24 protein-coding genes are annotated in these 20,511 nt (G+C 72.0%); 9 read left to right on the top strand and 15 right to left on the bottom strand.

The window, feature by feature from the left end; all coding sequences use genetic code 11:
• Positions 1–58 precede the first annotated feature (58 nt).
• Entirely contained in the window at positions 59–442 is a 384-nt protein-coding gene (locus ACZ573_RS14375) for a toxin Doc (RefSeq protein ID WP_471303468.1), read from the top strand.
• Positions 443–453: 11 nt separating this feature from the next.
• Here ACZ573_RS14375 and ACZ573_RS14380 read toward each other — a convergent pair whose 3' ends face one another.
• The 10 genes from ACZ573_RS14380 to ACZ573_RS14425 form a co-directional block, all read right to left on the bottom strand.
• Positions 454–840: a hypothetical protein gene (locus tag ACZ573_RS14380; protein WP_030725700.1), complete on the bottom strand. Its 387-nt coding sequence runs from the start codon at positions 838–840 to the stop codon at positions 454–456.
• A gap of 311 nt (positions 841–1,151) precedes the next feature.
• Positions 1,152–2,069: a MurR/RpiR family transcriptional regulator gene (locus tag ACZ573_RS14385; protein WP_471303471.1), complete on the bottom strand. Its 918-nt coding sequence runs from the start codon at positions 2,067–2,069 to the stop codon at positions 1,152–1,154.
• 66 nt (positions 2,070–2,135) lie between these two features.
• Complete coding sequence (locus tag ACZ573_RS14390; protein WP_471304076.1) at positions 2,136–2,768, bottom strand: NADPH-dependent FMN reductase; 633 nt, start codon at positions 2,766–2,768, stop codon at positions 2,136–2,138.
• A gap of 159 nt (positions 2,769–2,927) precedes the next feature.
• Positions 2,928–3,269, bottom strand: a complete 342-nt coding sequence (locus ACZ573_RS14395; RefSeq protein ID WP_471303472.1) for a TcmI family type II polyketide cyclase — start codon at positions 3,267–3,269, stop codon at positions 2,928–2,930.
• Between the two features lie 20 nt (positions 3,270–3,289).
• Complete coding sequence (locus ACZ573_RS14400) at positions 3,290–3,769, bottom strand: SRPBCC family protein (RefSeq protein ID WP_471303476.1); 480 nt, start codon at positions 3,767–3,769, stop codon at positions 3,290–3,292.
• Position 3,770: 1 nt separating this feature from the next.
• Positions 3,771–4,025 (bottom strand): acyl carrier protein, encoded by a 255-nt coding sequence (locus tag ACZ573_RS14405; protein ID WP_471303478.1) that lies wholly within the window; start codon positions 4,023–4,025, stop codon positions 3,771–3,773.
• 18 nt (positions 4,026–4,043) lie between these two features.
• Positions 4,044–5,270, bottom strand: coding sequence for a beta-ketoacyl synthase N-terminal-like domain-containing protein (locus ACZ573_RS14410; protein ID WP_471303480.1), 1,227 nt, complete (start codon positions 5,268–5,270; stop codon positions 4,044–4,046).
• Positions 5,267–6,538, bottom strand: coding sequence for a beta-ketoacyl-[acyl-carrier-protein] synthase family protein (locus ACZ573_RS14415; protein ID WP_327387297.1), 1,272 nt, complete (start codon positions 6,536–6,538; stop codon positions 5,267–5,269). The genes ACZ573_RS14410 and ACZ573_RS14415 overlap by 4 nt, the downstream gene beginning before the upstream one ends.
• Positions 6,535–6,978: a cupin domain-containing protein gene (locus tag ACZ573_RS14420; RefSeq protein ID WP_053629578.1), complete on the bottom strand. Its 444-nt coding sequence runs from the start codon at positions 6,976–6,978 to the stop codon at positions 6,535–6,537. The genes ACZ573_RS14415 and ACZ573_RS14420 overlap by 4 nt, the downstream gene beginning before the upstream one ends.
• 89 nt (positions 6,979–7,067) lie before the next feature.
• A complete protein-coding gene (locus tag ACZ573_RS14425) occupies positions 7,068–8,165 on the bottom strand; it encodes a SchA/CurD-like domain-containing protein (RefSeq protein WP_471303484.1) in 1,098 nt (365 codons plus the stop codon).
• 276 nt (positions 8,166–8,441) lie between these two features.
• Between ACZ573_RS14425 and ACZ573_RS14430 the strand changes: the two genes are divergently transcribed.
• Positions 8,442–10,073 carry an FAD-dependent oxidoreductase gene (locus ACZ573_RS14430; protein ID WP_471303486.1) on the top strand — a complete coding sequence of 544 codons (1,632 nt, stop codon included), beginning with the start codon at positions 8,442–8,444 and terminating at the stop codon, positions 10,071–10,073.
• Positions 10,074–10,123: 50 nt separating this feature from the next.
• Here the strand turns inward: ACZ573_RS14430 and ACZ573_RS14435 are convergent, their stop codons facing one another.
• Positions 10,124–10,333 (bottom strand): acyl-CoA carboxylase epsilon subunit, encoded by a 210-nt coding sequence (locus ACZ573_RS14435; RefSeq protein ID WP_471303489.1) that lies wholly within the window; start codon positions 10,331–10,333, stop codon positions 10,124–10,126.
• Positions 10,334–10,554: 221 nt separating this feature from the next.
• On the opposite strand from ACZ573_RS14435, the gene ACZ573_RS14440 reads away from it, so the two are divergent.
• From ACZ573_RS14440 to ACZ573_RS14455, 4 genes are all read left to right on the top strand, one after another.
• Positions 10,555–10,773 carry a hypothetical protein gene (locus ACZ573_RS14440; protein WP_382540634.1) on the top strand — a complete coding sequence of 73 codons (219 nt, stop codon included), beginning with the start codon at positions 10,555–10,557 and terminating at the stop codon, positions 10,771–10,773.
• Between the two features lie 261 nt (positions 10,774–11,034).
• Positions 11,035–12,465 carry a glycoside hydrolase family 16 protein gene (locus ACZ573_RS14445; protein ID WP_471303491.1) on the top strand — a complete coding sequence of 477 codons (1,431 nt, stop codon included), beginning with the start codon at positions 11,035–11,037 and terminating at the stop codon, positions 12,463–12,465.
• A gap of 135 nt (positions 12,466–12,600) precedes the next feature.
• Positions 12,601–13,125 (top strand): pyridoxamine 5'-phosphate oxidase family protein, encoded by a 525-nt coding sequence (locus ACZ573_RS14450; protein ID WP_471303494.1) that lies wholly within the window; start codon positions 12,601–12,603, stop codon positions 13,123–13,125.
• Positions 13,126–13,214: 89 nt separating this feature from the next.
• Positions 13,215–14,051 carry a class II glutamine amidotransferase gene (locus tag ACZ573_RS14455; protein ID WP_471303496.1) on the top strand — a complete coding sequence of 279 codons (837 nt, stop codon included), beginning with the start codon at positions 13,215–13,217 and terminating at the stop codon, positions 14,049–14,051.
• Positions 14,052–14,070: 19 nt separating this feature from the next.
• Here the strand turns inward: ACZ573_RS14455 and ACZ573_RS14460 are convergent, their stop codons facing one another.
• On the bottom strand, positions 14,071–14,955 hold the full coding sequence (locus ACZ573_RS14460; RefSeq protein WP_471303499.1) for an MBL fold metallo-hydrolase: 885 nt from the start codon (positions 14,953–14,955) through the stop codon (positions 14,071–14,073).
• 128 nt (positions 14,956–15,083) lie between these two features.
• On the opposite strand from ACZ573_RS14460, the gene ACZ573_RS14465 reads away from it, so the two are divergent.
• Together ACZ573_RS14465 and ACZ573_RS14470 are read left to right on the top strand one after the other, a co-directional pair.
• Positions 15,084–15,512, top strand: coding sequence for a MarR family winged helix-turn-helix transcriptional regulator (locus ACZ573_RS14465; protein ID WP_471303501.1), 429 nt, complete (start codon positions 15,084–15,086; stop codon positions 15,510–15,512).
• A gap of 89 nt (positions 15,513–15,601) precedes the next feature.
• The gene (locus ACZ573_RS14470; RefSeq protein ID WP_471303503.1) at positions 15,602–16,660 is read left to right on the top strand and encodes a LacI family DNA-binding transcriptional regulator; all 1,059 of its coding nucleotides are present in this window, start codon (positions 15,602–15,604) and stop codon (positions 16,658–16,660) included.
• An 85-nt stretch (positions 16,661–16,745) separates the two neighbouring features.
• On the opposite strand, the gene ACZ573_RS14475 is transcribed toward ACZ573_RS14470, so the two are convergent.
• Positions 16,746–17,369, bottom strand: a complete 624-nt coding sequence (locus ACZ573_RS14475; protein WP_471304079.1) for a DUF4360 domain-containing protein — start codon at positions 17,367–17,369, stop codon at positions 16,746–16,748.
• 302 nt (positions 17,370–17,671) lie between these two features.
• Here ACZ573_RS14475 and ACZ573_RS14480 point away from each other — a divergent pair, with 302 nt between their 5' ends.
• Complete coding sequence (locus ACZ573_RS14480) at positions 17,672–19,546, top strand: galactose oxidase-like domain-containing protein (protein WP_471303506.1); 1,875 nt, start codon at positions 17,672–17,674, stop codon at positions 19,544–19,546.
• On the opposite strand, the gene ACZ573_RS14485 is transcribed toward ACZ573_RS14480, so the two are convergent.
• Both ACZ573_RS14485 and ACZ573_RS14490 read right to left on the bottom strand, forming a co-directional pair.
• Positions 19,543–20,142, bottom strand: coding sequence for a HutD/Ves family protein (locus tag ACZ573_RS14485; RefSeq protein WP_471303508.1), 600 nt, complete (start codon positions 20,140–20,142; stop codon positions 19,543–19,545). The genes ACZ573_RS14480 and ACZ573_RS14485 overlap by 4 nt on opposite strands.
• Complete coding sequence (locus ACZ573_RS14490) at positions 20,139–20,510, bottom strand: DUF4180 domain-containing protein (RefSeq protein WP_471303511.1); 372 nt, start codon at positions 20,508–20,510, stop codon at positions 20,139–20,141. Before ACZ573_RS14490 ends, ACZ573_RS14485 begins: the two co-directional genes overlap by 4 nt.
• Between the last annotated feature and the right edge of the window lies 1 nt (position 20,511).

Consider the following 20,511-nt stretch of genomic DNA (forward strand, 5'->3'; position numbering starts at 1 on the left):
GTCCCCGCCCGACCGGAAAAGCCCCACGGCCGGGCCCCGGGCGGGGATACTCAAAGGCGTGGAACTGCACATCGATCACCGCTGGCTGCTGGAGCGGCAGGAGGCGCTGTTCAAGGACGTGGCGGTGGCCGACCACTCCGCCCTGGTCGCCGCCGTGGCCCGGCACCGGGTGAACACGCCCAGCCTGGAAGTGGACGACCCCGACGCCTTCTGGCGGGCGGCCGCCCTGCTCGACGCGATCGTGCTGCTCCGGCCGCTCCCCGACTCCAACGAGTACTTCGCCTACGGGGTCGCCGTCGCGTACATCGAGGCCTCCGGCAAGGCGGTGGACGCCACGTACGAGCAATGGCGCGACCTCATCACCGACATCCGCATGCTGCGCGCCACCGTCTTCGACGTGGCCGCCCGGCTCCGCTCCTGGCAGCCGACCCAGACGGTGTAGGCGCCGCGGTTTCAGCGCCTGCGCTGGGCGGGGGTGCCGACGAGGAGCGCGTCGGACACGAGGCGCGCGCCGCGGGCGAGCCGTCCCAGCTGCTCCAGCTCGACGGCGTACATCCTGATCGAGTTCTCGATGACCGACTCGGCGATGCCCATGGTGGGCAGCTCGGCGCGGCTGGTCTGCAGGGCCGCCCGCACCGCGCGCATCTCGTGCTGCAGCTGGAGCTGGACGTGCCGGGCCAGGAGGGCGTGGTGGCGGGTGAGCGTCAGGTAGCCGCCGTAGCGGGCCGGGAGCAGATCCCGCAGCCAGCGTGTGGCCGTGCGCTCCCAGTCGTGCGTACCGGGTGCCTTGACCTGCATGGGCCAGTCAGGGCTGAGGGTAAACGTGGCCGTCTGAGGCATTCTCGTCACTTCCGAGTGGTGTCGAACTCTGATCGAGACGTTCTGGGGGGCGGCCTCGGCCCAGGGGTTGACCGAGGCCGCCATGGGCGCTCTGCGGGGATCCGAAAGCCTGGACCCGACACGCGGTCGCGACCTGAGGAGGTTCGTCGTACCGCGAGTACGTTCGGGAGGACATGGGGGTCCTCCTTGGCATCTGGTGGATCCGGAGCGCCGTCGTCAGTAAACATATATACCGTCGAGTAAGCAAGAGTATGAAAAATTTCATGCACCCCGGGGACTGAATATCACCTGGTGAACCGGGCCGGAACGGGCTAGAGGAAGAAGCCGTGCTGGTCGGCCACGTGCTCGTAGCTCTCCAGACGGGCCTGGGTCCGCTCCGGGTCCGCGTCGGCCATCGCCTGCAACAGAGCCGCGGACAGCATCCCGGGCGCCGCGTACGAGTCGAAAACCAGCCGGGATCCGGTCCCGGCCGTCAGGGCCACGTCCGCCTCGTCCACCAGCGGCCCCAGGGTGGGGTCCGTGATCAGGACCACACGCAGCCCCGTGCTGCGGGCGGCGCGGACGGCGGCCAGGGTCTCCTTGGCGTGCCGCGGCATGGCGAAGGCGAGCACCCAGGTCCCGCCGGCCGCCCTGGACTGCAGCAGCGCGTCGAAGGCGACGCTGCCGCCGCGGGTCACCAGGCGGACGTCGGGGTGGATGCGCCGGGCCGCGTACGCGAAGTACTCCGCGAGCGAGACCGAGATGCGCAGGCCCAGGATGGTCAGGGGCACGGAGGCGGCCAGCTCGCGGCCGATGTCCAGCACCTGGTCGGTGTCGGCGAGCAGCCTGCGCACGTTCTCCAGGTTCTCGATCTCGGCGTCGACGGCTTCCTGCAGCTCGTTGCGGCGGATCTGCGCGCGGGTGTCCGCGGCACCGGCGACGGCGCTGAGCGCGATCGGCTGCAGCACGTCACGCAGGGCGGGGTAGCCGCTGAAGCCGAGGGAGGCGGCGAAGCGGGTCACGGAGGGCTGGCTCACGCCCACCCGCTCGGCCAGTTCGGTGATCGAGAGGAACGCGGCCTCGGTGAGGTGGTCGATCAGGTACTGGGCGATGCGGCGCTGGCCCGGTGACAGGCGGCGTCCGTCGAAGAGCGCGAGGAGCCGGTCGGCCGGAGGACGGACCTCTTCGGACGACTGTCCCCCTGGTGTGATCGCAGCCGCTTGTGCGCGTGCCTGCTGCCCCGATGACACTCGAGGGCCTCCCTAACTCATGTCACTCGCGCTCCAACATAGCTCACCCCCTGTGGCCGATGATGATCAGTCCTGGGCGCGCGAGGTCACGGGGGCGTCGGTGCGGTCGCCCAGGAACTCGTACCAGCGGCGCTGCAGGCACAGGTAGCGGGTGTCGGCCTCGACGAGGTCGAGGAAGGAGCCGATCGTACTGGTGAGGCGCTCGCCGAGGCCCGGGTCGGTGAGGGCGCCGTCCTCGGTGAACGCCTGGTGCGCGCCCGCCAGGCTGAACATGTCCGGGTAGACCCGCGCGCCGAGGTGTTCCAGCGGTACGCGCAGGGCCCAGAGCCCCCGGTTGCCGCCGACCATCGAGGGCGAGGCCGACACCAGGAGGGTCTGCTTGTCCTTGAAGGGCTGCGGGCGGTAGCGCGAGACCCAGTCGATGGCGTTCTTGAGCACGCCCGGTACGGAGGCGTTGTACTCGGGGGAGGCGATGATCAGCGCCTGCGCGGCGTCGATCCGCGCGCGCAGGTCCAGGGCTCCTTCGGGCAGTCCCTCGTCGGCCTCCGCGTCGCCGTCGTACGGGGGCATCGGGAAGTCGCCGAGCGTGGCGGCCTCCGCGGTGGCGCCGGCCCGGGACACCAGGGCAGCGGCCAGGGTGCCGAGGCGGGCGTTGACCGATCCGGTGCGGGAGGAACCGGACAGGACGAGCACGTGCAGGGAGGCACGGGCCGGATCGCCGTCGTGCGGACGGCCCGGATCCGCCGGGAAGTGGTCGGTGTCGGTCGGGTTCATGCCGTCTCCTCCTGCTCTCTTGCGGTCGGCCACACGCGGCGGGACCCGCACACTTCGGTGTGCGGGTCCCGTCCGGGCCGCGGGTCACTTCGCGCCGGGGTTCTCCCACCGGTAGAACTCGTGGGCCATGGCGTCCTTCGGACTGCGCCAGGTGTCCGGGTTGTGCGGGCTGATGTAGGCGGTCAGCCGGTCGCTGAGGTCCCGGAACTCCGGGTGCTCGGTGACCTTCGCGATGGCCGGGCCGGGCGGCCGGTCCGACTCGATCAGGTGCAGGTAGACGTCGCCGAACTGGAACAGGCTGCGGCGGGTGACCCCTACCAGGTGCGGGAGTTCACCCGCGTCCGAGCCCGCGAAGAGCTCGGCGATGTCGGGCGCCGATCCCGGCGCCATCCGGGCGACGATGAGAGCGCGGTGCGTCTGGTTCATCCGGGTGCTTGCCTTTCGTCTCAGACTCGGCTGACGGCGGGGGCACGGCCCTCGCGCTGGCGCTTCTCGATCTTGTCCCGGATGAGCGCCATCTGGATCGGGGAGTTGCGGTTGATGTTGTCGGTCATCCACGCGTCGTCGACCGGGGCGTCCGGCTTCATCGCGAAGTCCTGGGTCCACTTCATCCGGGTGCCACCGGGCACCTTGAAGTACTGCCAGTGGATGTCCATGTGTGCGAACGGGCCGGTCTCCACGCGCCGGGCACGGACCGTGAGGCCCTTGCGGTCGACGGTCCGCTCCGAGACCCAGCTCCACACCTTGCCGTTCTCGTCGGGGTGCATGGTCAGGCGGAAGCGGGTGGTGTCGCCCTTCTCCTCGATGATTTCGAGGGAGGCGTACTCGCTGAACAGCTGCGGCCAGCTGGGGAGATCGTTGGTCATCTCCCATACGAGGTCCACGGGGGCGTTGACGGTGATCTCGTTCTCGGTGTGTCCTGCCATGTCAGGCTCCGGTCATCAGACTGTGGTTGACGAGGTCGAGGAATTCCCCGGGGGTCTTGCAGCGGTCGGCGTGGGTGGGCAGCGCCCGCCCCCGCCGGTTCTCCAGTTCGCCGACGATCCCGAGCAGGCCCAGCGAATCGAGGCCGTACTCGTCGAACGCGGAGTGCGGGCGGCTCGCCAGCTCGGTGGGTTCGACGGTGATGCCGGCCTTCTTCATGAGGGCCGCCAGTTCCTCCAGGGTCAGCCGGTCGGACATCTTGGTTCTCCCTTCTTCCTACGAGCCCTTGCGGACGACGAGCGCGGAGTTCGACCCCATCCGGCCGCGGCTGAGCACCAGCGCGGTGCGCAGTTCCGCCGTGCGGGCGCTGCCGGTCACCACGTCGAGGTCGTGGCACACGTCGTAGACGTTCGGGGTCGGCGGGACGATGCCGTGCTCCAGGGCCAGGACCGCAGCCGCGGTGTCGAGGGCGGGCGCCGCGCAGTACGCCCTGCCGGTACCGGACTTGGGCGCCGTGACCGGCACCTTCCGCCCGTACGCGCCGAGGGCGTCGGCGATGGCGGCGGCCTCGGCCGCGTCGGCCTCCGGGGTCCCGAGGGCGTCGGCGAAGACCACGTCGATCTCCTCGGGCGCGCAGCCGGCTTCCCGCAGGGCGCCGCGGATGGCGTGGGCCAGCCCCTCGCCCGCGGTGTCCCGTCGCCGGGTGCCGGTGAAGGTCGCGGCGTGGCCGGCCAGGACCGCCCGTACGGTGGCGCCGCGGCGGCGGGCCTCGTCCTCGTCCTCGACGACGAACATCGCGCCGCCCTCGGCGGGGACGAATCCGCAGGCCTTGTCGGTGAAGGGCCGGTAGGCGCGCTCGGGGTCCTCCCCCGTGCTCAGCCCCTCGTACTCCAGCTGGCAGACGATGGAGTACGGCGCCAGCGGTGCCTCCGTCGCCCCGGCCAGCATGGCCCGGCTGCCCTGGCGGATCCCGCGGACGGCGTGCGCGAAGGCGTCCAGCCCGCCCGCCTCGTCACTGGCCACGACCCCGCAAGGGCCCTTCAGCCCGCGCCGGATGGAGATCTGGCCGGTGCTCGCCGCGTAGAACCAGGCGATCGACTGGTACGGGCCCACGAAGCGCGGCCCCTGCTCCCAGAGGTGCTGGAGCTCGCGCTGGCCGAACTCACCGCCGCCGGATCCGGCGGCGGTGACGACGCCCACGGAGAAGGGGTCGCCCTCGTAGTCGGCCCGGCCGAGCCGGGCGTCCTCCAGAGCGAGATCGGCCGCGGCCAGCGCGTGGTGGGTGAAGCGGTCGGTCTGGACGAGGAAGCGGTCCTCGACCATGGCGCCGGGGTCGAAGCCCCGGACCTCGCCCGCGACGCGCAGCGGGAGGTGCTCGCAGCCCGCCCTGGTGACCCGGTCCAGGACGCTGAGTCCGGACTGGGTCGCCTTCCAGAAGGCGTCGGCGCCCACGCCGTTGGGCGCGACGACTCCGATGCCCGTGATGACCGTACGGCTGGTCACGAGACCTCCTCCTTCGGCCGGGTCATGACCACGGCGGACTGGAATCCGCCGAAGCCGCTGCCCACCGAGAGCACGCTGCGCAGCTTGCGGCCGCGGGCGACGCGGGGTACGTAGTCCAGGTCGCACTCGGGGTCGGGCGTCTCGTAGTTCGCCGTCGGCGGTACCACCTGGTGGGTCATGGCGAGTACGCAGGCCGCGAGTTCGATGGCGCCGATCGCGCCGAGGGAGTGCCCCACCATGGATTTGATGGAGGTCATCGGCGTCTTGTAGGCGTGGTCGCCCAGGACCCGCTTGACCGCCGCGGTCTCGTGGCGGTCGTTCTGCTTGGTGCCGGAGCCGTGGGCGTTGACGTAGTCGATCTCGTCGGCGGCGACGCCCGCCTCGGCGAGGGCGGTTTCGATGGCCCGGGCCATCTCCAGGCCCTCGGCGGTCAGCCCGGTCATGTGGTGGGCGTTGCCGAAGGTGGCGTAGCCGCCGATCTCGCAGTAGACGGTCGCACCGCGGGCGCGGGCGTGTTCCAGCTCTTCGAGTACGAGGACGGCTCCGCCTTCGCCGAGGACGAACCCGTCCCGGTCGGCGTCGAACGGCCGGGAGGCGTGGGCCGGGTCGTCGTTGTTCGGCGAGGTCGCCTTGATGGCGTCGAAGCAGGCCACGGTGATCGGCGATATGGGTGAGTCGGAGGCGCCCGCGATGCAGACGTCCATCCGGCCCTCGGCGATGGAGTGGACGGCGTACCCGATGGCGTCGAGTCCCGAGGTGCAGCCGGTGGAGACCGTCTGGACCGGGCCCCGCGCACCCGTCTGCTCCGCGACGGCGGAGGCGAGGGTGGCGGGGGTGAACGCCCGGTGCAGGAACGGGCCGGCCCGCTTGTGGTCCACGTCCCACCAGGATCCGGACTGGCTGACGGCCACGTAGTCGTGCTCCAGCCGGGTGGTGCCGCCGACGGCCGTGCCGAGGGAGACTCCGGTCCGCCAGGCCTCGTCCGTGGTGAGGTCGAGGCCCGCGTCCTTCACCGCCTCCCGGGCGGCCACCAGGGCGAACTGGATGTAGCGGTCGGCCCGGTCCGCCTCGCCGGGTTCGAGGCCGTGCGCGGCGGGGTCGAAGTCGACCTCGGCGGCTATCCGGGAGCGGAACCCGGCCGGGTCGAAGAGGCTGATCCCGCGGGTCGCCGTACGGCCGTTGGAGAGCAGGTCCCAGAAGTCGCGGACGCCGATCCCGCCGGGCGCGACGACACCGACTCCGGTGACGGCCACCCGCCGGCGGGTCACGAGACCGCTCCGGTACGGTCCGGGGGCTGCTCCCACGCGGTGCCCTCCGGGTGCGGGGCCTGCTCGGTGTCCACGTGGCCGAGCTCGGGGCGCGGGGCCAGCGGGCCGAGGTGGAAGACCATGCGGGCCTCGGTGTCCCCCACGTTCCGGAAGCGGTGGCGCGTGTTGAGCGGAACCAGGAGTCCCTGGTCGGTGCGCAGCGGGTGGGCCTCGCCGTCGAGGTCGACCTCCAGCCGGCCGCTGACCACGTACACGAACTCCTCGGAGTACGGGTGGTAGTGCTCCGCGATCGACTCCCCGGGAGCCATGATCGCCAGGCCCATGAAGCCGCTGGTGGAACCCACCGAGGTCGGGGTGAGCACCGCCCGCAGGTCTCCGCCGCGCCGGCGGTTGGGGGGCGTCTCGCTGAGGTCCACGATGCGTGGGCGCTGTTGGGTCATGGCGGGTTCCTCCTGCGTGTGGGGAGAGCCTGGTGCGGATGGGGCGGGATCGGGGGTGGAACGGGGGGTGGGCCAGGGGCCGGGGAGGATCAGGAATCCGCGGGTGCCCGGCGGTCCGTGATCAGGTCCATGGTGTGGCCGGGGGTGCGGACCCGCCTGCCGGCCCGGGCCGTCAGCCGGTCGAGCACCGCCGCCTTGCGCGGTCCCGAGACGCCGAACGTGGTGTCGGGCTCGGCGTCGAGCGGGCCGCGGACGTCGATGAGCCGGACGACGATGTCGTCACGCTGGAAGATGCTGCTGCTCCGAACGGGGCTGGCCGGGTGGTGTGCGGCCGCCTCGTCCTGCCGGGCCAGGAACTTGGCGAGCGCCGCGCCGCAGCCCGGCTTGGCCGGGTAGAAGAGCGCGTGCCGCTTGACCTCTGCGGACTCGGCCTCGGGTGCGGCGATGTGGTGTACCGCCGGGAGCGCCGCCCGCATGAAGAACATGCGCGCGGACTCCGGGTCGTTCAGGTTCCGGTCCTGTTCGAGGTAGGGGTTGATGGCCTCCTCGACGGCGCGCACCTCGGGCTGCTCGGAGACGTGCCGCAGGGCCGCCATCAGGTCGCCCTGGACCTCGACCGTCCGTACGACCCGGTTGCCGTGCATGAACAGGGACGTGCGGCACAGGCGGGTGTGGTCGTCGACCCGGGCCGCCGGGGAGGCGTAGCTGGAGAGGATGGACGCGACGTCCTTCTCGCTCCCCGGCTTGACGGTGAAGGTGAGGGCGTGGCGCACGATGCCGGCGCCCAGCCGGGGGGTCTTCTGCAGGCGTGCCGTGGCCGGGCGGGACTCCTGGCCGTAGCCGCGGCCGGTCTCCCGCAGGACGGTGAACTTGAGCGGGCGCATGGCACGGGCGCACGCGCCGAGCGGCTTCACCTGTTCGGCGTGGTGCTCGCTGTTGACCCATGCGAGGTACTGCGGGGCACTTTCCCACTCGCTGGTGATGAGCCATTGGGAGGGATTCTCGAAGGACTGGCACAGCTGATCGCTGATGTGGCCCGGAACCGACGCGATGTCGTGGCGGAGCTGTTCGTACGCCTCGAAGAACTGCTGCTGGGTCCCCTCGTGGAGGTCCATCAGCAGGACGACCCGGAGCATGGAGCCGTCGAAGGCTGACTGCGACACCCGTTCGGACAGGGTGGTTGTCATCTACTCACTCCTTCATGAGGGGGTGGAGATCCATCGCATACGGACCCCTCGTCCGTCACCGGTGGCGTCCGCCCGGGCCGGCGGCCGCCTCTGGTGGGGAACGGCAGGCCGGCGCGTCTCAGGGGGAGCCGCTGTCGCTCATCGTCATCCGGGTGGGGACGTACCGCTACATGTCCGGATCAAGCGGGTGACAACCGGCGAATCGACTGGGCCTCATCCCGGATCGGGGGCATAAAGAGTCCACTCCCCCACACAGAAAACAGGAGCCCGCAGCTGATGGAAGACAACGCCGATGTTCGCGTACCGGTTCTCGTCGTGGGCGGCTCCCTCGTGGGCCTGTCCACCTCGCTTTTCCTGAGCCGCCACGGAGTGAGGCACCTGCTCGTCGAGAAGCACTCCGGCACCTCCGCACACCCGCGGGGCCGTGGCATCAACGCCCGGACGATGGAGCTGTTCCGCACGGCAGGGGCGGAGCGCGCGATCCGCCGGGCGGCGTCCGTACTGGAGGGAAATCAGGGCATTCTGCAGGCCAGGTCGCTGACCGACGGCGACCACAACTGGCTGGTCAAGTCGATCGATCCGGCCGGGGCGCTGGCCCGGTTCAGTCCGACCGGCTGGTGTCTGTGCAGCCAGAACAACATCGAGCCGGTGCTGGCCGAACAGAGCCGCGAGATGGGCGCGGACGTGCGGTTCTCCACCGAGCTGATGAGCTTCGACCAGGACGCCACAGGGGTGAACGCCGTGGTGAAGGACCGGGAGACGGGCGAGCACATCACCGTGCGCGCCGATTTCCTGATCGCCGCGGACGGGCCGCGCAGTCCCGTCAGGGAACAGCTGCGGATCCCCCAGACGGGTAACGGCGAGCTGTTCCACAACGTGAGCGTCACGTTCCGCTCGGAGAAGCTCGTCGAGGTGCTGGGCGACCTGCGCTTCATCGTCTGCTACCTGATCCGCCCGGGTGCGGACGGGGCGCTGCTGCCCGTCGACAACAAGACCCAGTGGGTCTTCCACGCCCCGTGGCACCCGGAGCAGGGCGAGACGCTGGAGGACTTCACCGACGAGCGGTGCGTGGACCAGATCCGCGACGCGATCGGCGTACCCGACCTGGACGTGCAGATCGGCGGCAAGGCCCCGTGGCACGCGGCCGAACGGGTGGCGCAGCGGTATTCGTCCGGACGGGTGTTCCTGGCCGGGGACGCGGCCCACGAGATGTCCCCCACGGGGGCGTTCGGCTCCAACACGGGCATCCAGGACGCGCACAACCTGGCGTGGAAGATCGCCGCGGTACTGGACGGCTCGGCCGGCATCGGACTGCTCGAGACCTACGAGGACGAGCGGCTGCCGGTGGCCAGAGCCACCAGCGAGCGGGCGTCGGCCCGTTCGGCGGAACACAGCCACCCGGGGTACGCGCCGCCGCCCACCATGGGCGGCGGGCCGGGCAGCGGGGTCCTCACCACCGCCATGGGCTACTGCTACCCGAAGGGCGCGCTCGTCGGCGGCGATGCCGGACGGCCCGTCATCCCGGAGACCCTGCGGCTGGTCGGCGACACCGGGACCCGGGCCCCGCACCTGTGGGTGACCCGGTCAGGTGAGCGGATCTCCACCCTGGACCTCTACGAGCGCTCCTTCGTGCTGCTCAGCGGTGCGGGGACGCCGTGGCAGGCGGCCGCGCAACAGGTGGCCGGGCAGCTGTCGATGCGCCTGGACGCCTACACCATCGGCTCCGGGCCGGGTGCGGACCTGGTCCAGGAGGGGCGCTCCGACTGGACCGAGGTGCACGCGATGAGCGCCGAGGGCGCCGTGCTCGTACGGCCGGACGGGTTCGTGGCCTGGCGCTCGGAGGGAGCCGTGGCCGATGCCCCGGCGACGCTGCGCGAGGTCCTCTCGACGGTGCTGCGCCGGGCGTGACCACCTCGTCCCCGTTTCCGCCGGCCGTGCGTGCGGCCGGCGGAAGCGGTTCAGCGGCAGGCCCAGCAACCTGCCCAGCAGCCGACGGCCGGTACGGCGGTTCGCCGGCGGCCGGGCCCGGCACCTCCGGCCGTGTCGCCGCCGCCGGAGGTCCGTTGGGCGTAACACGCGACGACGACCGCGATCGCGGCCAGTTCCTCAGGGGCGGCGACGCCCCTCTCCACACGCAGCAGGCTCGCTATCGGGACATCCTTCGACATCGGCACGGCCTCTCTCACGGGGGCTGCGCGTGCGCCCGGTCGCTTCGCGAGGGGCGGACCGGCTCGGCTCCGGCGCGGGCGGCACACGGGTGGCTCGGCGCGCCGGCGGGACGTGTTCCGCGTGAGCGAACCGGCCTGCGGACTCCGGTGGGATCACCTGGAATCCTGTCGCGACCGACGCTACAAGAGCGTGCCGTGCGCGGCACTCCGGACCGGCCGTGGTGACCGGCCACCGGCCCCTGCTCTGCCGGGGGTGCGCCGGCAACCTGTACGCCGTCTGCACCATGGACCACGCGGGCGGGAACACGGTCGGGCAGTGGGAGGTCGACCACGAGATGCCCGTGCCGTGCCCGCTGTCCGGCCTGCTGCCGCTGACCGGGACGGCGGCCTCCGTCCATGACCTGCCCGGCGCCGAGGAGGTGCTCGGTCCGCCGGTGTGACGTACGGCGGGTTGGTCCGTACGGGTGAGCGCCCCGCCGCCGGCCGTCGACCGGCGGCGGTACGGGACCCAGGCCGGCACCCTCGCGTTCATTGATTGAACTCACCCTGCTCCCAAATGCTTTGCCAGCTCAATCTCTTGACGGCCCGTGAGGGTGCGGAGGACAGTGTCCAGCGGCGCGGCTTGAGAGCGCTCTCAAGCCGCCCGACCCGCTGACCCTTCCCCCCGCACCGCGCCTCGGCGCGCTTCAGAGAGGGCACCCATGCACGAGATATCCGGCAGGAAGCGGCCGACGGTCCGGCGATCCGTCTTAGCCGCGCTCAGCACGATCGCCGTGGTCGCGGCAGCCGCCGCGGGCGCGGTCCTGCCCGCGAACGCCGCGGCTCCCCCCGTACCGGCGGGCTGGTCCCGGGTGTTCCTCGACGACTTCGACGGACCCGCGGGGTCCGGGGTGAACACCGCCGACTGGCAGTACACCACCGGCACCTCCTACCCCGGCGGACCCGCCCACTTCGGTACCGGCGAGATCGAGACGATGACCGCCGACCCCTCCAACGTCTCCCTCGACGGCACCGGCAACCTGCGCATCACCCCGCGCCGGGACGCCGCGGGCAACTGGACGTCCGGCCGCGTCGAGACCCGGCGGGCCGACTTCGAGCCCCCGGCGGGCGGCAAGCTCCGGTCGGAGGCCCGGATCCAGATGCCGAACGTGACGGGCCCGGCCGCCAAGGGCTACTGGCCGGCCTTCTGGATGCTCGGCGCCCCCTACCGGGGCAACTGGTGGAACTGGCCCGGCATCGGCGAGATCGACATCCTGGAGAACGTCCAGGGCCTCAACAACGTCTGGGCGACCGTGCATTGCGGCACGAGTCCGGGCGGCCCCTGCAACGAGACCTCCGGGATCGGCGGCCAGCGCGTCTGCCCTGGCGCCAGCTGCCAGGCGGGCTTCCACACGTACGCCGCCGAGTGGGACCGCTCGACCGCGGTCGAGGAGATGCGCTTCTACGTCGACGGGTTCAACTTCCATACGGTGAGGGCCGATCAGGTCGATGCGAAGACCTGGACCGACGCCACGAACCACGGCTACTTCATCATCCTGAACGTCGCCATGGGCGGCGGCTTCCCGGACGCCTTCGGCGGCGGCCCCGACGCGGGCACCCAGCCCGGACACGCGATGGTCGTCGACTACGTGTCCGTCCTCCGGTCCACCGGCGGCACCACACCGCCCACCACTCCCCCGACGACACCGCCCACCACCCCGCCGACGACACCGCCCGGGCACCGCGACGCGTACACGCCGATCCAGGCCGAGTCCTACGACGGCCAGTCGGGCACGGCCAAGGAGAGCACCACCGACAGCGGCGGCGGCCAGAACCTCGCGGCGATCGGCAACGGCGACTGGGCACTGTTCCGGGGGGTCGACTTCGGCTCCGCCCCGGCCGGGCAGTTCTACGGGCGCGTGGCAAGCGGGGCGGCCGGCGGGGTCAGCGGGCTGGTCGAGGTACGGATCGACAACCCGGCCTCGGCTCCGGTCGGGAGCTTCTCGGTCGCGTCCACCGGCGGCTGGCAGAGCTGGCGTACGGTGCCGGCGAACATCACGGCGGTCACGGGCACGCACGACGTCTACCTGACCTTCACCAGCGGCCAGCCCGCCGACTTCGTGAACGTCAACTGGTTCGACTTCGGCCATTGATACGCGACGGCGCCGTCCCCGCGGGACTCCGCGCGGACGGCGCCGGGCGCGGCCCCGGTGGACGGCCGGGGCACAGCGGGACAGGCTGGTGCCTGACCGCAGCCGCAGACCGCAGACCGCACCAGGAGGACAGCCATGCCCGACGAGGAACCCCGCGAGGAACCCCGCGCCGAGCTGGACCCGCGGTACAGCGACGCGCGGGCGACGGCCGTGCCCTGGCGGGAGGCCGTCACCCGGCTGGCCGCGGCCGAGCTGTACTGGCTGACGACCGTGCGCCCCGACGCGCGGCCGCACGTGACCCCGCTGATCGGTGTCTGGGCGGACGGCGCGCTGCACTTCTGCACCGGGCCCGAGGAGCGCAAGGCCAAGAACCTCCGCGGCAACGCACACGTCGTCCTCACCACCGGCACCAACACCCTCCACGAGGGATTCGACCTGGTCGTGGAGGGTGTGGCGGCCCGGGTCACGGATCCCGGCAGGCTGCGCCGGCTCGCCGCCGCCTGGGAGGCGAAGTACGGCGCCGAGTGGCATTTCGAGGTGGGGGACGGCGTGTTCGTGAATCCCGACGCGGGCGAGGCCTTGGTCTTCTCGGTCCGCCCGGGCACCGCCTTCGGTTTCGGCAAGGGCGGCTACAGCCAGACGCGCTGGCTCTTCTCCTGACCCGCGGCCGCCCGCGGACGGCCCGTCCCGCGAGAACCCCGACCTCGGCGGGGTTAGGCTCGGAGCAGGTCGCGAAGGGGATGGTGCGCATGTGTCGCTGGCTCGCCTACTCGGGTTCGCCCATGCTCCTCGACACCGTGCTCTACCGCCCTGAGCACTCGCTGATCAACCAGAGCCTCCGGGCCAAGATGGGCGCCGAACCGACCAATGGCGACGGTTTCGGCATCGGCTGGTACAGCGCGGACGGCGACGGCACCCCGGCGGTGTTCCGGGACGTCGGCCCGGCGTGGAGCAGCCGCAATCTGCAGGAGCTCGCCGCGCACGTCCGCTCGCCGCTGTTCTTCGCGCACGTCCGGGCCTCGACGGGGTCGGCCGTCCAGCAGTCCAACTGTCACCCGTTCCGCCACGGACGCTGGCTGTGGATGCACAACGGCGCGATCGCGGACTTCCACCGGCTGCAGCGCGATCTGTGCATGGCCGTCGACCCCGCGCTCTTCCCGTCCATCGAGGGATCCACCGATTCCGAGGTGATGTTCTACCTGGCGGTCACGTTCGGTCTCGACCAGGACGCCCCGGGTGCGGTGGCCAGGATGGCGGGGTTCGTGGAGCGGCTGGGCAAGGAGCACGGCGTAGCGGAACCGCTCCAGATGACGGTGGCGGTGAGTGACGGCGTGCACGTCTGGGCCTTCCGCTACTCCAGCCAGGGAAAGTCCCGCACGCTGTTCTACAGTTCCCGGGCCGAGACCGTCCGGCATCTGCACCCGGAGGTGCCGTACCTGAGGGAGGTCTCGGACGAGACCCGCCTCGTGGTGTCCGAGCCGCTCGGAGACCTGCACGGCGTGTGGAACGAACTCCCCGAGAGCAGTTATGCGGTGATCCCCTCGGGTCCCGACACGGACTACCTCCCCTTCGTCCCCGAATTCTGACCGCCGCCCGGCCTGCGGATCACGCGTCCAGGGGGCGCCAGGCCGGGCCCTCCCCGTCCTGCCGGACGTGTCCGAAGACGACGTCGGCGAAGTGGACGCCGAAGCCGATGGTGCCGGGCTCCGCCAGCTCGGCGACGAGGCGGTGGCGGTGGCCGGCGGTGAGGGCGCCGTCGTGGTCGAAGCCCGAGGACCACTCGGGGTGGTCGATCTGGAGGGGCGAGTGCACGGCGTCCCCGAAGGCGATCAGCCTGCGCCCGCCGCCGGTGATGACGTACTCGGCGTGACCGACGGTGTGGCCGGGGGTGATCCGGACGTGCACGCCGGGGAAGACCTCCTGACCGTCGGTGACCGTGCGTACGCGCGGTGCCAGGGCCGCGGCCTGCTCGGCCATGCCCTGGGCCTCCAGAAGGTCGCGCCGCTCCCATTCGGGCTCGGATATCAGGTACTCGGCGTGGGCGAACACCGGCCGGTCCGCGCCGGGCGCAAGGTGGCAGGCCCACCCGAGGTGGTCGGCGTGGAGGTGGGTGAAGGCCACCGCCTCGACGTCCTCGGGGCTGCGGCCGAGTGCGGCCAGACTGCGTACGAGCGCGCCGCCCTGGATCGTGGCGAGCGGGCCCTCCGGGGCCTCGTACGTCTGCGGGCCGAAGCCCGCGTCGATCAGCAGCGCGCGGCCGCCGTGCTCCACGAGCAGTCCGCCGACGCTCCCCACCAGGTGGCCCTCGGGGTCCAGGTATTCCGGATGCGCGGCCCACACCTCGTCGGTGCTGTCCTGGAGCAGCCGGAGCGGCCGGAGCCGGACGTCACCGTCCGGTACGTACGACACCTTGGTGTCGCCCAGCCATATCGAGCGGATTCCCGCCGGACGGCGCAGTCGTACGTCCTGAGCCACCGTCACGTCAGCCATGGGGTCTCTCCTGTGAGTTGCCATCAGGCCGCCGCGGTTCGCTGCGGCGACGACGCCACCATAAGCATCAAGCTCGAATCATTCAAGTTGTAAATATGTTGGCTTCACGGACTTGCTAGGGTGGTGGTATGACGACGCCCCCGGAGCAGCAGGCCATCGCCGAGCGACAGCTGTGCGGCCTGGTGAACGGACTGGCCCAGCGGATCGCCGAGCACGTACGCGAGCGCGCCGCCACCCTGGGCCTCACCGCGTCGCAGGCGGCGGCGCTGCGGGAGATGAGCGGCCCGATGACCATGCGCGAGCTCGCCGAACGCATGAGCTGCGAGCCCTCCAACACCACCTTCGTCGTCGACAAGCTGGAGAAGCAGAGCCTGATCGGGCGGCATCCGCACCCCACCGACCGCCGCGCGAAGCAGCTCGTCCTCACCGCCGAGGGCACCGCACTGCGCGAGCGCCTCCTCGCGCTCCTCGCCGTGGACTCCCCGCTGTCCGGCCTCGCCCCGGAGGAACAGCGCGTCCTGCGGGGCCTGCTGGAGCGGGCCGCCACCCGGCCGTAACCCGCCTACGGGGCAGCGACCGGAGGGGATCACCGGTTACCCCGCTGCCCGTCGAGGCCACCGTCCGTGGACACCGTGGAGGAGCATCCGTGACCGAGCCGCGTCCCGGCAGCCGCCCCACCCTGGAGGCCGTCGCGGCGCACGCCGGGGTGTCCCGGGCCACCGCGTCCCGCGTGGTCAACGGCGGCGACGGGGTCCGCGCCCATCTGGTGGACCGGGTGCGTACGGCGATCCGCGTGCTGGGCTACGTCCCCAACCACGCGGCCCGCACGCTCGTCACCCGGCGCACCGGGGCCGTCGCGGTGATCATCGCCGAGCCGGAGATCCGGATCTTCTCGGACCCCTTCTTCTCGCGCCAGGTCCGCGGCATCGCCAAGGAGCTGACCGCGCACGACGCCCAGCTCGTCCTGCTCCTGGTCGAGGACCGCGGCGACTACGACCGGATCGAGCGCTACCTGGCGGGCGGTCACGTCGACGGGGCCCTCGCCTTCTCCCTGCACACCGACGACCCGCTGCCCGCCATCACCCGCCGCATCGGCATGCCCACGGTCTACGGTGGCCGGCCCGGCTGGACCACAGGGACCGGGGACGGCGAGAGTGCGGGCGAGGGCGTGGTCTATGTCGACGCCGACAACCGCGGGGGCGCGCGGGAGGCCGTGCGCTATCTGCTGGCGCAGGGCCGGAGGCGGATCGCGCACATCGCCGGCCCGCTCGACCAGACCTCGGCGGCCGACCGGCTGAGCGGCTACCGGGACGCGCTGGCGGCCGCCGGCCCGGAACTGTTCGCCGAAGGGGACTTCACCCCGGCGGGCGGGGCCCGCGCGATGGCGGAACTGCTGGACCGGGACGCCGGTATCGACGCCGTCTTCGCCGGGAACGACCTGATGGCGACGGGCGCCCTGCGCGTGCTGCGGGAGAGCGGCCGGACGGTGCCCGGGGACGTGGCGCTGGTCGGCTTCGACGACGCCGAACCGGTGGCGGAGAGCGCCGACCCGCCGCTGACGACCGTACGCCAGGACATCGAGGGCATGGGCCGCCTGATGGCGCGGCTGCTGATGCACCGCCTGAACGGCGGTCCGGACGGGCGGCGGACCGCACCCGATCCGGTCATCACCGCCACGGCACTGGTGCGGCGCGCGTCGGCCTGACCCGGCACCGGACACGCCGCATGGGCCCACCGGACGGCGGGCCCCTGCGGACACCCCTGGGAACGGGGAGCGGGCGCTCCCGGGATCAGCGCCGGACCGGGCACTGCTTCCAGGAGAAGTGGTAGACGCTGTTGATGCTGCCGTCCGTCGAGTCGAGCGCCATGAAGCTGGTCTGCGACGGGTCCGAGGTGCCCACTTCGGCCCGCAGCTCGGTGTTGATGTTGAAGTTGCGCTGCTCACCGCAGGGCGCGAAGACCAGGGCCTCGATGCCCGTGGTGTCGGTCGCCTGCCAGTTGTCGTCGAGCTCGCCGTTGAACTTGTGGGTCCGGTACGCGGTCTGGCTCATGCCCTGGAAGTAGTAGCTGGCCTTCTGCGTGCCGACCGCGCCCGGCGCGAGGCTGCCGAAGCCGCGGTAGTCGGCCTTGGCCACGGCGTAGGTGTACCCCTGGGGGACGTGGACGTCGAGGGAGAGGAGACAGTTCTTGCGGCCCTCGACGGCGGGAGCGCCGCCGCCGGCCTGGGCCACGTATTCGCTGTAGGTGACGGTGAAGGCCGTGTTGTCCGGCGACACGGCGACGGCGGCGCTGCCTGGACGGCAGCCCGATCCGTTCACGGTGGCGACGTCCACGGTGACCTGGTCGGTGGGGGCCGAGGTCGCCGAGGGCGAGGCCCCGGCGGCGGGGGTGAGCGCGACGAGCGTCGCGGTCATGGCGGCTGCGGTGAATCCGGTGCGGAGGGGCTTGATCACATCGCCATGGATAGCGGTCCGCGGCGTTCCGGGCCGGCCGACGGGCACGTGGTCTCACCTCGATGGCGGAAGCCCATCACCGCAGAAACGATAAATTTGCCCAAACCCCTCGGCCGGATGGCCCCAGGCGGGCGCGGAGCACCGAGTCGCACCGTTCGCTCGTTCCGATTCGTCCTAATATCAGCGAGGTCCTTCAGGCAATCAGCGGGTTCTGGGGCCGGCCTGGGCGCCGGGTGCCGGGCCCTCCTGCGGTGAGGAGTCCCATGTCCCGCGCAGCACGCCCGTCCCGGGCAGCACGCCCCTCCCGCGCGCGACGCCCGTCCCGCGCACCGCGGTCACGCCCCGCCGTCCTGTCGGTACTGGCGCTCGCCACCGCCCTGGCCGTCGCCCTGGCGGGACCCGCCCCGGCCTTCGCCGCGGCCCACCACACCGGCGACGAGGCCGCGGTACTCGGCGAGGAGCACGCCCGCGCGCACGCACGGCTGCGCGAGGCGGCCAAGGGCAATCAGGGCTATCCGCAGTCCAAGCGCACGTCGAGCCTCGCCTCGCTGGAGGAGTCCCAGCGCAAGGGCAACGCGAAGTTCGACGCAGCCCGGTTCGGCCGGTTCACCCGGTTCTTCCCCTCCCCCGACTTCGGCGTCCACGTGGCCCAGCTGCCGACGGGCAAGGTGCTGCTCTTCTCCTTCGAACGCGTGGAAGCCGATCCCACCAAGGAGACCGGACCCACCAACACCGTCGGCCGGACCAACGCGGGCCGCGCCTACCTCTGGGACCCCGCCCGGGGGACCGGAGCCAAGGCCTTCAAGAACGTGCCGCCCCCGGTGGTGCTGATGCCCGACGGCGCCTACGCCCCGCGCCCGGCGCCGTTCTTCTGCGCCGGTCACTCCTACCTCCCCAACGGCATGGTGGGGGTGTTCGGCGGCAACGTCGGCGGGAAGGGCGGCAGCGGCGCCAAGCTGTCCTTCGTGTTCGACCCGTGGACCGAAAAGTGGTTCCGCAACCGCGACATGGCCGTGGGCCGCTGGTACCCCTCGGTGGTGACCGGGCCGGACGGCCGGCAGATCATCATGTCCGGCCAGTCCGAGCGCGGTACGGGCACACCCACTCCGGTGGTGGAGCGCTTCCCCGCGCTCGGGCGGCCCGTGCCCTGGCGTTCGTACGACATCCCGGCGAACGTGCCCGCGGAGCGGCTCCGGTCACAGGCCCCCTTCCGCAACGACTATCCGCACCTCTTCTCGCTGCGCGACGGGAAGATCTACGGGCTCGGCCGCGACGCCGACCAGCAGTGGCTGTTCGACCCGGTCAAGGACACCCGCACCGACCTGCCCCGGCGGCCCGCCGACTTCCGGGGCTACGGTTCGGCGGTGCCGCTGCCGGCCGGCTTCCGGGGCCCGGACTCGGTGCTGGTGCTCGGCGGCGACCCGCGCGACCCGCTCACGTACCGGCTGTCCGGCGGCCGCTGGAGCATCGAGGAGCCGAGGGCCTTCGGCCGCACCCAGGACGGGACCCTGATCCTGCCCGACGGGACCCTGATCACGGTGAACGGCGCCCTGGACACCCGGAACTACGGCAACGGGCCCTTCAACCCGAAAGCCGACCTGAAGTACCGGCAGATCGAACTGCGCGACGCGCGCGGCCACTGGAAGCTGGGTCCGGCCCAGCGGCTGCCCCGCGGCTACCACTCCAACGCCCTGGTCCTGCCGGACGGCCGGATGATGGTCACCGGGGACGAGCTCCAGCAGATCGCCAACGATCCCGACATCAAGGACGGGATGGACGGCAGCATCGAGCTCTACGAGCCCGCCTACCTGCACCGGGGCGCCCGGCCGGCGCTCGACCGGGCCCCGGCGGGCGACCTCGGCCACGACACGGCCTTCCAGGTCACGAGCTCGACGGCCAAGGACGTCAGGCGCGCCGTGCTGCTGGCACCGACCACCGTCACCCACTCGGTCAACACCAGCCAGCGCCACCTGGACCTGCGGATCACCGGCGTCCACGGCTCCACGATCGGGCTCCGCACGCCGCCGGGCGCGGCCGACGCCCCGCCCGGGTACTACATGCTCTTCCTGCTCGACGCGAAGGGCGTGCCCAGCACCGCGAAGTGGATCAAGCTGGGCACCCGCAACGGCATCCGCTAGAGCTGGTCCGCGGCCGGGGCCGGGGCGAACCGTACGACGGCCGCGCGCCCGGCCGTACGGACCCGGCAGTCGAGCGGTCCGGTCAGCAGGGCCGCGTCGTACGGGAGCAGCTCCGCGCGGTCACCGGCCCGTTCGAGTACCGCCGGTCCCTCCAGCGCGGCCACCAGCAGCGTCCCGCCCGGCGGGACCGCGAGGTCGAGCGCGCCCCGCACGACGGCGGTCCGCGCCTCCACCGCGTCGCGGCGGTACATCACGTTGAAGTTCACGACGGGGCCGGAGAGCAGCCGGCAGTCGGTCGGCTCGTCCCCGGGGAAGTCCTGTGGCGCGAACCGCTCGTCCACGAGCCGGCGTACGCCCCCCACGGTGAGGTCCATGCCCGCGCCCTCGGCGAGGGTCAGGGTGCGCCCGATGCCGGGGAAGGCCGAGAACGGCCCGTCGGCGGCGACCTCGGCCAGGCTCACCCGCCAGCCGAAGCCGTCCATGCCCGCGCCTTCGGGCCAGGCCGCGATCTCCCGGGTGACTCCCCCGCCGTTCTTCCAGACGGTGGCGGTCCGGTCGGCCGCCCGCAGGACGCACAGCGCGCCGGCTCCGCTCACGCCGCCGGACCGGCCAGCCGCTCGCCCAGCTCCGCGACATCGGCGAGAAACCACGTCTGCGTCCCGCGGTTGCACTCGCGGACGAAGTCGCGCAGCGCCGGACTGGCCTCCGTGTGGCGCGAGATGTCGCCCAGGACGACGATCCCGACCCGGTACTGGACGAACTTCTGGATGATCGCGCCGGCGACGCGGGTGCTCAGCCGGAAGAACGCGTCGTCGAACCGCCCGGCGGGGATGACGACCCACCGGGCACCCCGGTAGCCGGCGTCGCCGATGCAGTCGAGTGCCTCGCGTTCACCGGCGATGACCTCGCCCTCCGCCTCACACATCAGCACGGACACGTCGTTGATCGTCTGCAAAGTACTCATG

Source organism: Streptomyces sp. NPDC040545 (assembly GCF_055595065.1).

Excerpts from the sequence above, each read along its gene's own strand:
- ACZ573_RS14395 (WP_471303472.1), bottom strand. The coding sequence starts at position 3,269 with ATGAACCAGACGCACCGCGCTCTCATCGTCGCCCGGATGGCGCCGGGA.
- ACZ573_RS14475 (WP_471304079.1), bottom strand. The coding sequence starts at position 17,369 with ATGACCGCGACGCTCGTCGCGCTCACCCCCGCCGCCGGGGCCTCGCCC.
- ACZ573_RS14445 (WP_471303491.1), top strand. The coding sequence starts at position 11,035 with ATGCACGAGATATCCGGCAGGAAGCGGCCGACGGTCCGGCGATCCGTC.
- ACZ573_RS14455 (WP_471303496.1), top strand. The coding sequence starts at position 13,215 with ATGTGTCGCTGGCTCGCCTACTCGGGTTCGCCCATGCTCCTCGACACC.
- ACZ573_RS14490 (WP_471303511.1), bottom strand. The coding sequence starts at position 20,510 with ATGAGTACTTTGCAGACGATCAACGACGTGTCCGTGCTGATGTGTGAG.
- ACZ573_RS14425 (WP_471303484.1), bottom strand. The coding sequence starts at position 8,165 with ATGACAACCACCCTGTCCGAACGGGTGTCGCAGTCAGCCTTCGACGGC.
- ACZ573_RS14430 (WP_471303486.1), top strand. The coding sequence starts at position 8,442 with ATGGAAGACAACGCCGATGTTCGCGTACCGGTTCTCGTCGTGGGCGGC.
- ACZ573_RS14400 (WP_471303476.1), bottom strand. The coding sequence starts at position 3,769 with ATGGCAGGACACACCGAGAACGAGATCACCGTCAACGCCCCCGTGGAC.
- ACZ573_RS14435 (WP_471303489.1), bottom strand. The coding sequence starts at position 10,333 with ATGTCGAAGGATGTCCCGATAGCGAGCCTGCTGCGTGTGGAGAGGGGC.
- ACZ573_RS14380 (WP_030725700.1), bottom strand. The coding sequence starts at position 840 with ATGCCTCAGACGGCCACGTTTACCCTCAGCCCTGACTGGCCCATGCAG.
- ACZ573_RS14480 (WP_471303506.1), top strand. The coding sequence starts at position 17,672 with ATGTCCCGCGCAGCACGCCCGTCCCGGGCAGCACGCCCCTCCCGCGCG.
- ACZ573_RS14450 (WP_471303494.1), top strand. The coding sequence starts at position 12,601 with ATGCCCGACGAGGAACCCCGCGAGGAACCCCGCGCCGAGCTGGACCCG.
- ACZ573_RS14465 (WP_471303501.1), top strand. The coding sequence starts at position 15,084 with ATGACGACGCCCCCGGAGCAGCAGGCCATCGCCGAGCGACAGCTGTGC.
- ACZ573_RS14460 (WP_471303499.1), bottom strand. The coding sequence starts at position 14,955 with ATGGCTGACGTGACGGTGGCTCAGGACGTACGACTGCGCCGTCCGGCG.
- ACZ573_RS14420 (WP_053629578.1), bottom strand. The coding sequence starts at position 6,978 with ATGACCCAACAGCGCCCACGCATCGTGGACCTCAGCGAGACGCCCCCC.
- ACZ573_RS14405 (WP_471303478.1), bottom strand. The coding sequence starts at position 4,025 with ATGTCCGACCGGCTGACCCTGGAGGAACTGGCGGCCCTCATGAAGAAG.